This is a genomic window from Novosphingobium sp. TK46, from assembly GCF_055361525.1.
Genome location: NZ_CM143963.1, coordinates 3,073,179 through 3,085,948 on the forward strand (window position 1 = coordinate 3,073,179; position 12,770 = coordinate 3,085,948).

Here is a 12,770-nt window from a genome sequence, read left to right on the forward strand (position 1 = left end):
CCACCCCGACCCGATCCGAATTTTGGCTTATCGCCGCTGTCAGTTGCCGGCAGAAGGGGTCTCGGCGCCCTCCGTAGCTGCACCCGCTGTCGCGCCCGCCGTTGCACTGCCGCTAGAAGGGGTGGCCTGCGCCGCAGCGGCGACCGCCGACTTGAACTCCGCCGAGTTCATCGTCAGCGCCAAAGCGCCATCGGTGCCGACGGTTAGGTACTGCTTGGTAACCGTAACGGGGCTTCCACTCGTCAATGCGATCGTGACATTGTCACCCTCGACTTTCGAGATCGTGCCGACGCTTGCGCCATCCTTGCTCTTGACCGGTGCATCGGCCACGATCTTGGTCGCCAGCGCTGATGTGGTCTGTGCCTCGGCTGCGGCGACCGCAGAGTTGAGCTGTGCCTGCGTCATGCTGATCAGCAGGCCTTTGTCGTTCTTCGCGAAAGCGGTGAGTGGCAGCGTCGCGCGCTTCGTACCGGTGTAGACCACCGCATTGGCGCCTTCGACCTTCTCGATCGCGCCCACTTCTCCACCTTGTGGATCGAATACCTTTGCCCCCACTGTCGGCGTGGCGGTCGCCGTTGCCGAAGCGGCAGTAGCTGGCTTGCCGGTCGCGCTAGCGTCCTGGGCGTTAGCAGCCATCGGGGCCAGCGCTGCTGCTGCGAGAGTGGCGGCGATAAGTTGCTTGTTCATGATCTTCTCCTTCTCGATCACAGTGATGAAATGTCGGATTGCAGAACGCTGTGCCAAGAGGCTCGTTCCACAACGCTAGCCGACGATGTGCCCCGTTCATCCACTGTCTGCACCTAACTGTATTCATTCCAATGATATCTCAGATGAACGAGACGTTGGGGCGTGCCAGATGCGCGAGGAGCCGTTTGGCGTTCATATATTTGGACGATCGTCATGCGTCCCCACGTAGGCGGTGGCGCAAGGTCAAAAGAGGGAACATTGACCCAGGTGATCGTTTGTAGCGGCTGGAGGGGATTGACGGTACCATGGAAGAGCAGGACGACGACGGGCAGGCCCAGCAATCGGTCTGGCGTTATGCCATGGCGACAAGAGCCCACGTCGTGATCGATGCGGCCGATTACTTCGGGCTCATGCGCGAAGCCATGTGCAAGGCACGCCAACGCGTATTTCTGATCGGGTGGGATTTCGATACACGTATCAAGCTGACCTCCGAGCGCAAGTCGGGATGGCGCACTACGCGCGATCGTTCACCAGCGCGCCTGGGCGCGTTCATGCTATGGCTTGGCAAGCGCACGCCTGAACTGGAAATACGCCTGCTCAAGTGGAACGTCGCTTTGTTGAAAGCGCTCTTACGCGGAAATATGGCGATCGACTTATGGCGCTGGGCGAGAAGCAAGACGATCGATTTCAAGTTCGATTCCGCTCATCCCGTCGGTTGTAGCCATCATCAGAAAATCGTCGTGATCGATGACAAGCTGGCGGTATGCGGCGGTATCGACATGACGAGTGACCGCTGGGACACCCGCGATCATGTGCATCATGACCGGCGCCGTCGTCGACCGACGGGCAGGCGCTATGGACCATGGCACGACGTCACGATGATGATGGAGGGCGAGATTGCCGGTGCCTTGGGTGAACTGGGCCGCGATCGCTGGAAGATCGCGGGCGGCGAAGACATGCCTGCGTGCAAACCCCAAGAGGAGAGCCCATGGCCCGAAAGGCTTCAGGCGGAGTTCGAGAACGTCGAGATCGGTATCGCGCGTACACGATCTGTCTGGGGTGATGCCGCACAGATTTCGGAGATCGAGAACCTCTTTGTCGAGCAGATCGCCCGGGCCAAACGGTTCATCTATGCCGAGACGCAATACTTCGCCTCGCGTCGCATCGCCGAGGCTATTTCAAAGCGTCTGATGGAGCCGGATCCACCAGAATTTCTGATCATGAATCCGCTCACTGCCGATGGCTGGCTTGAACAGATCGCGATGGATAGTGCGCGGGCCGAACTGGTACGCGCGGTGCGCGAGATCGACCATGCCGGCAGGTTCCATATCTTCGTACCCTACACGACGGGTGGAGAGCCGATCTACGTCCACGCCAAGCTGACGATCGTCGACGATGAAATCCTTCGTGTCGGATCGGCCAACATGAACAATCGTTCGATGGGGCTGGATAGCGAGTGCGATGTCTTCATCGACAGTACGCGGCCGGCGAACCGGCACGTGGGTTCGAAGATCACCGGACTGCGCCATTCGCTCATCGCCGAACATTGCGGCATATCTGAAGACGAAGTCGCAAGTCTGGTCGAGCGACATGGCTCGATGGCGGCGATGATCCAGGCCCTGCCGCGTGAGGGCAAGCATGTTCGCCCGCTCGAGCTACCCGAATTGAGCGATGCGGAGCGTGCTCTGGCACAAAGCTCGCTTCTCGATCCGGAGCGCCCCGGCGAAATGTTCGAGCCTATCGCACGCAAGGGTCTGTTCCGCCGGCATGGCTTGCTGCACAAGTCCGGACGGCACGGCAAGATCGCATACGCGAAGAAGACATTGGCTAGGAGCAAGATGGTATGAGCAGCCTCGTGGGCCCAGATGAGGATGACGGCAGCGGCAAGCCGGCGGTTCCCGAAAATGTGCAAGAAGCGATCCGTACGCTCATCCGCTGGTCGGGTGACGACCCGGAACGTGAAGGACTGCTCGACACGCCAAAGCGCGTGGCGCGGGCATGGAAGGAATATTGCCAGGGATATGGCGAGGATCCGGCAATTCACCTCGAACGGATCTTCGAGGAAGTCGGTGGCTACGACGAAGTTGTTCTGCTGAAGGACATTCCGTTCCAGTCGCACTGCGAGCACCACATGGCGCCGATCATCGGCAAGGCCGCGATCGCCTACCTGCCGCGCGATCACGTCGTGGGTATCTCGAAGCTTGCGCGGGTACTGCACGGGTTTGCACGACGGCTGCAGATCCAGGAGCGTCTGACGGCCGAAGTCGCCCAATGCATCTGGGAGCACCTCAAGCCGCATGGCGTGGCCGTCGTGATCGAAGCGAGCCATGCCTGCATGACCGCGCGTGGCGTTCGCACCCCTGGGGTGCATATGATCACGAGCCGCATGATGGGCACGTTCCTCGATGACGAACGCAGCCGGTCCGAGGTGCTCAAACTGATGGGCTACTGATGCTCTGACGACGGCGTGAAACCGGCGCACCGCGTGAACGGGTCTTGCGCCCCGAACCATTGCGTTTATCGCTGACTTCCCGCCGCATTCACGCGGCGGGAACAATGTCTATCTGATACAGGGCAAGGCAGCGTTGTCGCAAATACGACGGTTATCGAAGCCTAGCGCGACCACAACGCTAGTGCTCGCGTTGATGCCGGCGGCGATGCTGTTCGTGCTGATGCTCCGCGCGGTTTGGGACGTCGATATCTTCTGGCAGCTGCGCCTTGGCGAGCTGATCCTGGATGCAGGCAGACCAATCCTGCGAGAGCCATTCGCCGCAACGCATCTGGGTGAGCCACTTCCAGCGGTCGCTTGGCTGGCCCAGGCTGTGTTTGCCGCCGTTCGCGAAATTTCCGGCTGGACCGGGCTGCGACTGTTCGATGCCCTGTGCTGGTGTGGCGGGTTCTGGTTGATCGCCGCGGCCTGTCGTTGGCGACAGGCCTCGATCGGCAGTGTCGCCCTGGCCATGGGCGTGGCGTTCCTCGCAGTGTTGCCCGCCGCCAGCGTGCGACCGCAAAGCTTCGGCATGCTCTGCTTCGGCGCGCTTCTGGCCTTGCTCAAGCTGGAGTTGCGGCTGTGGCTCGCGCTGGGTTTGGCGGTACCTTTGCTGGTGCTGTGGCAGAACCTGCATCCCTCCGTCAGTATCGCTGCGATCGCGCTGGCCGCACATGCCGGTGCTGGGTGGTTGGCGTGGCTGCGCGATCGCACACTGCGACAGCCCTGGCTTGCGACCGTCCTGACCCCGATCGCGCTGGCAAGCATGTTCGCCACGCCAGACGGGTTTGCGGTCCTCGCGGTTTCGCTTCGCAACGCGCAGGCCAGCATCGCCGTGGGTGCGAGCGAGTGGCTGCCGCTGTGGGTGCCATCCAATCACCTGAACGCCGTGCCGGTAATCGTCGTGTCGTTGCTCTGCGCGCGCGCCATAATCCGGGACCATTCCGTAGCCGCCTGGCGCGACATCGCGACGATGCTGGTGTTGCTGGCGCTGACGATCAGCGCTTATCGCTTTGTGCTGTTCTGGGCAGTCGCGGTCATTCCGGTCATCGCATCGACGACGGCTGAAAGGCGTTTACCGGCGCAGAAGGACGGCGGCACGCTATCCCCATGGATCATGCCCGCCGCGCTGATGCTGGTGGCGTTCGTCACGCCATGGCTGCGGCCCACGCACTTTTCGGCGAATCTGCCCATCGCGGCGGTCACCCGCCTGCATGAGGCCGGGGTCAGCGGTACGATTTTCACCGAGCCTGAATTTGCCGGGCTGGTCATAGACACCGGTTATCCGGCCTGGCGCGTATCCTATGACGGTAGATACTATCGTTACACCGACGACGAGTGGGGCCGCTATGGTCAGGTTCTCGATGGCAGCTTTGGCCTGCGGTCCATCGAACGCTTGTATCACCCCGCCGCGTTCCTGCTGCGACCCAGCCACTCGACCGCGCTGAGCATTGCGCTCGATCGCCCCGATAGCGGGTGGCGCAGGATCTGGCGCGATGATGGCGCGGCCGTCTGGATACCACGCCACCATCAGGCCAGATGATCAGCCGCCGCGCGAAACGGGGATCAGGGCTCCGCTGACGGCTGCGGCATCGGAAGATGCGAGCAGCAGGATCACCTTGGCGACGGCCTGGGGGCTGACCCACGATGACGTGTCCGCGTCCGGCATGTCGGCGCGATTGGTCGGCGTGTCGATGATGCTGGGCAGCACGGCATTGGCGGTGACGCTGGAGCCGGCCAATTCCTCGGCGAGTGCCTCGGTCAGACGATGGACGCCCGATTTCGATGCGGCGTAGGCGCCCATGCCCATGCCGGCCTTCACCGCGCCACCGGCACCCACGTTGACGATGCGCCCGGCCTGCGACTTTTTGAGTTCAGGCAAGGCCAGTTGCGTGATCGTCGCGTTGGTGAGCAGGTTCATCGTGTGCATCTTCGAGAACGTCGCGATCGCCCCGCCTTCGAGCGTCTCCCAGGTGAAACCACCCGCGACATTGACCAGCACGTCGATCCCGCCATGCTGAGCAGCGACCTGGGCGACAGCCTGCTCGGTCGAAGCGGCGTCGGTAAGGTCGACCCCGCCGATGTCCAGCGATCCGGCCAGCGCCTGCTGCGCGCTCGCGGCGAAGTCGATCCGGGCGACCTTGTCACCGGCATCGGCGAACGCTTGCGCTACCGCTTGCCCTAGGATGCCGAAGCCACCCGTTACGATTACCGATCGCGCCATGTCATTCCCCGCATGTGATGTTTGAAGATAAGGCGGGGCGGCCAACTCGCGCCGCCCCGCGCGTCATTTAGAGCTGGCCCAGCATGTGATCGGCAGAGCTTACCTCGAACTGGCCGGGGGCCTCGACGTTGAGCTGTTCGACGACGCCATCATTGACCACCATCGAGAAGCGCTGGCCGCGCTTGCCCATGCCAAAGCCGGTGCCGTCCATGACGAGGCCGACCGCCTCGGCCAATTCACCGTTGCCGTCCGAGAGCATGGTGATGTCATCGCTGCCCGAAGCCTTGCTCCAGGCGCCCATCACGAAAGCGTCGTTGACCGCGGTGCAGGCGATCTCGTCGATGCCCTTGGCTTTGAGGTCGGCGGCCTTTTCGACGAACCCGGGCAAGTGCTTGGCCGAGCAAGTCGGCGTGAACGCGCCCGGCACAGAGAACAACGCGACCTTCTTGCCGGCGAAATAGTCCGCGCTCTGGACGGCATCGGGACCGTTCTCGGTCACCTTGATCAGCTTAACGTCGGGGAGCTTGTCACCAATGGCGATGGTCATGGAGGGATCCTTCCTTGCAGAGAGCGTGAATCGCTTGCGCGCAGATATATGGCGCTGTGACCGTCCGGCAACGGCAGGCCGGTTATTTGTGTGATCGGCGCGTTCTTTAGACTTTGGTAACCAAACCTGCGCGACATCTGGCCGATCGGTGTAAGTTGCGATGAGGGTTGGGGAAGATGGTATTCGCGAACAGGCCGCGAGGGCTAAGGGTGAGTGCTCGCAGATCGATGCTGGGAATGATGATCGCCGTGGCGGCGACGTGTCCCGTTCAGGCGGCGGAACCCATGACTGGCGCGGAAAAGCTGCATCGCCTCGACATCATGCTGAAAGTTTCCGGCGCTCGCTGTGCTGCCGGTCCCGACGATATGCGCGCCGATTATGCGATGTTCGCCAGAAATCATCGCTTCGCATTGGCGCACGCCGCGCGCGAAGTGCAGGCGGGGCTTCAGGAGCGAGTCGGCTCGGGTGCTGCGGCGCAGGCTTACGAGCATCTGAACTACGCGCTTGCCGATGAATATCGTCGCGGCCATCCCTGGCTCAGCTGCCAGAAGCTGAAGGTAGCGGCACACGGGCTGGCGATGGTCGAAGGTTCGGCCACCCTGGTCGAGGCGGCTGACCAGATCCTGCCCGAAGCGGCATCGCGCCATCTGGCAATGCGGCGCGATTGAGCCAGCATATAAAGAAACCTTTATATTTGCCTCGCTGCGGCGGGATCGCTAAGGGAACAGCATCGTAAGCGCGTTGGGCAACCCTTCGTGCCATTCCTTTATGTGATCCAGGAGTTTGCCCGTGGCCACTGCCGAGCTGACCAAAGACTACGCCATCGCCGATATCAGCCTAGCCGACTTCGGCCGCGCCGAGATCAAGATCGCTGAAACCGAGATGCCCGGCCTGATGGCGCTGCGCTCGGAATTTGGCGCATCGCAGCCGCTGAAGGGCGCGCGGATCACCGGTTCGCTGCACATGACGATCCAGACCGCAGTGCTGATCGAGACACTGACGGCGCTTGGGGCAGAAGTGCGTTGGGCTACCTGTAACATCTATTCGACCCAGGACCACGCCGCCGCCGCCATCGCCGCAGCCGGCATCCCGGTCTATGCGATCAAGGGCGAGAGCCTAGCCGATTACTGGGATTACGTCGGCAAGATCTTCGACTGGACCAGCGAAGCCGACCTAGACCTCACTGCCAATCTGATCCTGGATGACGGCGGCGACGCCACGATGTTCGCGCTGTGGGGCGCGCGCGTCGAAGCGGGCGAGACTCTGTTCGAGCCCTCGAACGCCGAAGAGATCGAGTTCGTCCGTGCGCTCAATGCCTTCCTGAAGGCCAAGCCGGGCTATCTCACCGCGTCCGTCAAGGCGATCAAGGGCGTTTCGGAAGAGACCACCACCGGCGTTCACCGCCTCTACAGCCTTGCCAAGGAAGGCAAGCTGCCGTTCCCCGCGATCAACGTGAACGATAGCGTCACCAAGTCGAAGTTCGACAACCTCTACGGCTGCAAAGAGTCGCTGGTAGACGCGATCCGTCGCGCGACCGACGTGATGCTTGCCGGCAAGGTCGCCTGCGTCGCCGGTTTCGGTGACGTCGGCAAGGGTTCGGCTGCATCGCTGCGCAACGGCGGCGCTCGCGTGATGGTGACGGAGATCGACCCGATCTGCGCGCTGCAGGCGGCGATGGAAGGCTACGAAGTCGTCACCATGGAAGAGGCGGTCAAGCGCGCCGACATCTTTGTGACGGCGACCGGCAACGAGGCCGTGATCACCGCCGAGCACATGAAGGCGATGAAGCCCATGAGCATCGTGTGCAACATCGGCCACTTCGATAGCGAGATTCAGATCGCCGCGCTCGATAACTACAAGTGGACCGAAGTGAAGCCGGGCACCGACTTGGTCGAATTCCCTGACGGCAAGCAGATCCTGATCCTGGCGAAGGGCCGCCTGGTCAACCTGGGCTGCGCCACCGGCCACCCCAGTTTCGTGATGTCGGCCAGCTTCACCAACCAGACGCTGGCGCAGATCGAGCTGTGGACCAAGTCCGAGAACTATCAGAACAGCGTCTACGTCCTGCCCAAGCACCTCGACGAGAAGGTCGCCGCGTTGCACCTCGAGAAACTGGGCGTGCAGCTGACGGTGCTTTCGCAGAAGCAGGCCGACTACATCGGCGTGCCGCAGCAGGGCCCGTTCAAGGCCGATCACTACCGCTACTAAGATCGCCCTCGCTCGGTAAGATCACGGCGAATGGCCGGAACGCGAGTTCCGGCCATTGTCATGGGCGCCGACCCGCCCCATAGCCGCAGGCGATGGAAGAGGATCGCATCGTACCCGTGCTGCTGGGATTGCTCCTCGCGAGTTGGACCCTGGCAGCCGCATGGGCGATCATCGCCGCCCGGCTGCGCCAGCGCCGCGCCGCGGCCGTTCAGCGATCCGCGCGCCGGCTTGCCCGTATGGTCGAGGAATCGCCGGCGCTGCCGCTGCTGGTGCGCAGCGATGGCCGGATCGAGGCTTCGCCGCGTCTTGCCCAATGGCTCGGCCTTGATGGCGTGCCGCAATACCTGAGCGAGCTGGATGGCGGCGACCGGGGGCTTACGGCCGAGTGCCTGGCCGGGCTGACCGAAGCGGTGCTGCGATCGCAGAAGACAGCCGTACCATTCCGGATGGTGGCTACTCCACGCGGATCCGACCGCAGTCTGGCCTTGCGCGGGCACTTGGCCGATCCGCAGGTTTCACCGGGCGGCGCCGCGCTGGTCTGGGTCTTTGATTTCAGCGACAGCGAAAGCGAACTCACCACATTGCGCGAGGAGGCGTCTCGCGCGCGGGGCGATTTCGCGGCGCTGGTATCGTTGATCGAGGCGGCACCAATGCCGATGTGGTTTCGGCGGCCCGATGGCGCGCTGCGCCTGGTGAACTCGGCCTATGTCGCCGCAGTGTCGGGCGAGAATGCCGAGGCGGTAGTGTTCGACGGGACCGAACTGATCGAGAAGGTCGACGGTATGAGCGCGGCTCAGGTTGCGCTGCAGGCGGTCACGCGGGGACAGCCGATCGAACGGCTCGTTTCGGTCACCATCGACAACCAGCGCCGCGCCTATCGCGTCCACGACCTGCCGCTGGGTAGCGAAGGAGTCGCCGGCTACGCAGTCGATGTCGAGGATCTGGAGGAGATGGCGCGCGCCTTCCGCGCTTTCCGCGAGGCCCAGCGCGCCATGCTGGATCAGCTTTCCGCCGGGGTCGCGCAGTTCGATGCCAAGCGGCGGCTGACCTTCGCCAACCGGCCCTTCCAGAGCCTGTTCGCACTCACACCCTCGGCGATGATCGATCCGCCGGCGTTCGAGCGCTTGCTGGACGCGGCGCGTGATGCCGGGCGCGTGCCAGAGGTTCGCGACTTTCCGGCCTGGCGCCGGGAGCGCGCCGGCTGGTTCGCGGCGAACGAGACGCAGGAGGAAGCCTGGCCATTGGCCGACGGCACGCACTTGCGGATCGTGGCGCAGCCGGTGCCCGACGGGGGGCTGCTGCTGATCGCCGAGGATCGTACCGAACAGTTGCGCCTATCGGCCGTGCGCGACACCTTGCTGCGCACCCGCACCGCGACGTTCGACAGCTTGTTCGAATCCGTTGCGGTATTCGCGCCCGACGGTCGGATGCAGCTGTGGAACCGGCGCTTCACCGCCGACTGGGGTCTGGAAAGCGATTTCCTCGACACCCATCCCCATATCGAGGCGTTGCTGGGCAAGATCTCGCCGCGCTTGCGACAGCCAAGCCAGGCCAAGGCGATCGGCGATGTCGTGCGCTCCGCCACGCTGGATCGCAGCCAGACGACGGGCCGCATAACGCTGGCGGATGGGCGGACGCTGGAGTTCGCCGGCGTGCCCCTGCCGGACGGCAACGGCCTGCTTACCGTGCTGGACATCACCGACTCCCAAAAAGCGCAGGCCTCGCTGCTCGAGCGCAACGTGGCGCTGGAGGAATCCGATGCGGTGAAGACCCGTTTCCTCGCCAACATGAGCTACCAGCTGCGCACGCCGCTGACCTCGATCGGTGGGTTCGCCGAACTGCTCCAGGCCGGAGTCGGCGGCGATCTGAGCGAGGACGGCAAGGAATACGTCGCGGCCATCATCGCCTCGTCCGAACGCCTTGGCGAGCAGATCGAGACGATCCTCGACCTGTCGCAAAGCGAGGCGGGTCTGCTGCCACTTGCCAGCGAGGACATCGAATTGATGGCGCTGGTTCGCGTGGTCGTGGAGGAACGCGCGAGCCGGCTCACCCGCGCGGGGCTGACGCTCGATCTGCAAGGCAGCAACCTCGTCGGTACGATCCGGGGCGACCGGCGACGTCTGGCGCGGGCGCTGGGGCACCTGATCGACAATGCCCTGGCAGCGACGCCGCGTGGCGGCCGCCTTCTGGTGCAGGTTTCGCGCGAGACGTTCGACGGGCGTCAGTTCGCGCAAGTCGTGGTGTCCGACAATGGGCCGGGCATGCAGGAGCAGGAGCTGGCGCGCGCGCTGGACGGGCTGAAGGTCAGCGCGGATGGCACCACCGTCGAGCGTCGCCAGGGGCTTGGTCTGCCGCTCGCGCGCCAGTTGATCGAGGCGCATGGCGGCACGTTGCGGCTGCTGTCCGAGCCGGGGCAGGGCACGGCCGCCATCGTCGAACTGCCATGACGCTGGATCTGCCCGATCTTGCCGCGATGGACCGCTTCGGCCATGCGATCGCGCAGGTTTTGAGGCCAGGCGATGTGGTCGCGCTCTCGGGAGGCCTGGGCGCAGGCAAGACCACCCTGGCGCGCGCGATCATCGCCGGGCTGGGACATGCCGGCGAAGTCCCGTCCCCCAGTTTCTCGATCGTCGAGCTCTACGAACCACCCGCCGTCAGCCTGGCCGTGGTCCATGCGGATTTCTATCGCTTGCGCCATTCGGACGAGGCGCAGGAGATCGGTCTGGACGATTATCGCGAGGGCGCGGCCTTGATCGCGGAATGGCCCGAGCAGGCCGGCGGCTTCTCGACCGAACCCGGGTGCCTTGCGATCACGCTTGAGCCGATGCGCGAAGCTGGGGGCAGGGGGCGGATCGCCATTGTCGAAGGCGGTCCCGATTGGCTAGGGCGCATGCCATGTCTTTGATGTCCCCGACCCTCCCCGATGGAGTCGACGCCTTCCTGGCGAAGGCTGGCTGGCACGCCGCCGCGATCGAGCCGCTTCCCGGCGATGCTTCGTTTCGCCGTTACTTTCGCATCCGCCGTGGCGAGAGCACCGCGTTGCTGATGGACGCCCCGCCGCCGCATGAGGATCCGACGCCATTCCTGCGCGCCGCGCGCTGGCTCGATGACAATGGCTTGCGGGCGCCCATGATCCTCGCGGATGATGCCGCCAAGGGCTTGGTGTTGCTGGAGGATTTCGGCACCGTCCGGATGCGCGACTATCTCGACGAGCATCCCAGTGATGAGAGCGATGTCTATGCCGGAGCCATCGATGCGCTGGTCGCCTTACGCGCGCTGCCGCCCGGTCCCTTCCTGAACTATACCACCGGCGAATACCTGCGCGAAGTGAAGCTGTTCACCGAATGGTATTGCCCTGCGCAGAAGCTCTATGCCGACGTCGCGGGATATACCGCCGCGTGGGAAAGCGTGTTGCGCGATCTGCTGCCCCGCCAGCGGCCCGGTGTGACCGTGTTGCGCGATTATCATGCGGAGAACATCATGCTGCTGGGCGCGCTGCACAAGCAGGGTCTGCTCGACTTCCAGGACGCCTTGGTCGGCCATCCGGCCTACGATCTCGTCTCGCTGCTGCAGGATGCGCGGCGCGATGTCTCACCCGAATTGGAAGCAGCGATGATCGACCGGTATCTGGCGGCGGCAGGCGATGATCGCGAGAATTTCCGAGCCGACTATGCCCGGCTTGGCGCGCAAAGGAACATCAAGATCGTCGGTATCTTCGTGCGCTTGTGGAAGCGTGACGGCAAGGCGCGGTATCTCGATCTGATCCCGCGTGTCTGGCGCCAGCTTGAGCGGGATCTGGCGCATCCTGCCTTGGCGCCGGTTGCCGACTGGTTCGCGGCCAATGTGCCCGAGCCGCTTCGCAAGAGCGCCGGTGGGACGTTCGCGGCATGAGTGGGCCGCTGGCGAGCGACACCGCGATGGTGCTGGCGGCGGGGCTTGGCAAGCGGATGCGACCGTTGACCGCGACGCAGCCCAAGCCGCTGGTCCGCGTCGCGGGAAAGGCGTTGATCGACTATGCGCTCGACCAGCTCGATCTGGCCGGCGTGGCGAAGGCGGTGGTCAACGTGCACTACTTGCCCGACGCCATCGAGGGCCATCTTGCATCGCGCAAGTCCGGTCCCGCCACGACCATCTCCGACGAGCGGGACGTCCTGCTCGAAACAGGTGGCGGCATGGTGCGTGCCCTGCCGCTGCTTCCCGACCCGTTCTTCGCGCTCAACAGCGACAATATCTGGCTGGATGGTCCGTTCGACGCCTTTGCCGAACTGTCGATGGCCTGGGATCCTGCACGGATGGATGCGTTGCTGCTGCTGGTGCCGCACGCCCGCGCGCTGAACTACAAGGGCAAGGGCGACTTCCACCTCGATGGTCATGGCGGTGTGTCGCGCCGCCGCTCGGGGCGGATCGCGCCGTTCATCTATTCGGGCATTCAGCTGGTGTCGCACCGGCTGCTGCGGGATGCCCCGCAGGGTGCGTTTTCGACCAACGTGTTGTGGAACCGGGCGATCGAGGAAGGCCGGCTTTATGGCATTTCGCACACCGGCGTGTGGTTCGAGGTCGGCGATCCTGCCGCCGTCCGTGCGACGCAGGACTGGCTGACGCGTGTCTAGGCGCCT

General features: G+C 64.0%; 12 protein-coding genes. 9 read left to right on the forward strand and 3 right to left on the reverse strand.

Features of this window, described 5'->3' with window-relative positions; all coding sequences use genetic code 11:
• Positions 1 to 39: 39 nt before the first annotated feature.
• On the reverse strand, positions 40 to 687 hold the full coding sequence (locus ACXJ1Z_RS14730; RefSeq protein WP_463777636.1) for a hypothetical protein: 648 nt from the start codon (positions 685 to 687) through the stop codon (positions 40 to 42).
• Between the two features lie 305 nt (positions 688 to 992).
• On the opposite strand from ACXJ1Z_RS14730, the gene ACXJ1Z_RS14735 reads away from it, so the two are divergent.
• From ACXJ1Z_RS14735 to ACXJ1Z_RS14745, 3 genes are all read left to right on the forward strand, one after another.
• Entirely contained in the window at positions 993 to 2,534 is a 1,542-nt protein-coding gene (locus tag ACXJ1Z_RS14735; protein ID WP_463777637.1) for a phospholipase D-like domain-containing protein, read from the forward strand.
• Positions 2,531 to 3,139 carry a GTP cyclohydrolase I FolE gene (gene folE / locus ACXJ1Z_RS14740; protein ID WP_463777639.1) on the forward strand — a complete coding sequence of 203 codons (609 nt, stop codon included), beginning with the start codon at positions 2,531 to 2,533 and terminating at the stop codon, positions 3,137 to 3,139. The genes ACXJ1Z_RS14735 and folE overlap by 4 nt, the downstream gene beginning before the upstream one ends.
• A 181-nt stretch (positions 3,140 to 3,320) precedes the next feature.
• Entirely contained in the window at positions 3,321 to 4,718 is a 1,398-nt protein-coding gene (locus ACXJ1Z_RS14745) for a hypothetical protein (protein ID WP_463777640.1), read from the forward strand.
• On the opposite strand, the gene ACXJ1Z_RS14750 is transcribed toward ACXJ1Z_RS14745, so the two are convergent.
• Together ACXJ1Z_RS14750 and ACXJ1Z_RS14755 are read right to left on the reverse strand one after the other, a co-directional pair.
• Positions 4,719 to 5,399 (reverse strand): SDR family NAD(P)-dependent oxidoreductase, encoded by a 681-nt coding sequence (locus ACXJ1Z_RS14750; RefSeq protein WP_463777641.1) that lies wholly within the window; start codon positions 5,397 to 5,399, stop codon positions 4,719 to 4,721.
• Between the two features lie 67 nt (positions 5,400 to 5,466).
• Positions 5,467 to 5,946 (reverse strand): peroxiredoxin, encoded by a 480-nt coding sequence (locus tag ACXJ1Z_RS14755; protein ID WP_463777642.1) that lies wholly within the window; start codon positions 5,944 to 5,946, stop codon positions 5,467 to 5,469.
• A gap of 284 nt (positions 5,947 to 6,230) precedes the next feature.
• On the opposite strand from ACXJ1Z_RS14755, the gene ACXJ1Z_RS14760 reads away from it, so the two are divergent.
• The 6 genes from ACXJ1Z_RS14760 to ACXJ1Z_RS14785 all read left to right on the forward strand — a co-directional run bounded on the left by ACXJ1Z_RS14760 (position 6,231) and on the right by ACXJ1Z_RS14785 (position 12,764).
• Complete coding sequence (locus ACXJ1Z_RS14760; protein WP_463777643.1) at positions 6,231 to 6,614, forward strand: hypothetical protein; 384 nt, start codon at positions 6,231 to 6,233, stop codon at positions 6,612 to 6,614.
• Positions 6,615 to 6,735: 121 nt separating this feature from the next.
• Complete coding sequence (ahcY, locus tag ACXJ1Z_RS14765; RefSeq protein WP_463777645.1) at positions 6,736 to 8,154, forward strand: adenosylhomocysteinase; 1,419 nt, start codon at positions 6,736 to 6,738, stop codon at positions 8,152 to 8,154.
• A 92-nt stretch (positions 8,155 to 8,246) separates the two neighbouring features.
• The gene (locus ACXJ1Z_RS14770) at positions 8,247 to 10,601 is read left to right on the forward strand and encodes a sensor histidine kinase (protein ID WP_463777646.1); all 2,355 of its coding nucleotides are present in this window, start codon (positions 8,247 to 8,249) and stop codon (positions 10,599 to 10,601) included.
• The gene (gene tsaE, locus ACXJ1Z_RS14775) at positions 10,598 to 11,059 is read left to right on the forward strand and encodes a tRNA (adenosine(37)-N6)-threonylcarbamoyltransferase complex ATPase subunit type 1 TsaE (protein ID WP_463777647.1); all 462 of its coding nucleotides are present in this window, start codon (positions 10,598 to 10,600) and stop codon (positions 11,057 to 11,059) included. The genes ACXJ1Z_RS14770 and tsaE overlap by 4 nt, the downstream gene beginning before the upstream one ends.
• Entirely contained in the window at positions 11,059 to 12,045 is a 987-nt protein-coding gene (locus ACXJ1Z_RS14780) for an aminoglycoside phosphotransferase family protein (protein ID WP_463781265.1), read from the forward strand. The genes tsaE and ACXJ1Z_RS14780 overlap by 1 nt, the downstream gene beginning before the upstream one ends.
• Entirely contained in the window at positions 12,042 to 12,764 is a 723-nt protein-coding gene (locus ACXJ1Z_RS14785) for a nucleotidyltransferase family protein (protein WP_463777649.1), read from the forward strand. Before ACXJ1Z_RS14780 ends, ACXJ1Z_RS14785 begins: the two co-directional genes overlap by 4 nt.
• The last annotated feature ends 6 nt before the right edge of the window (positions 12,765 to 12,770 follow it).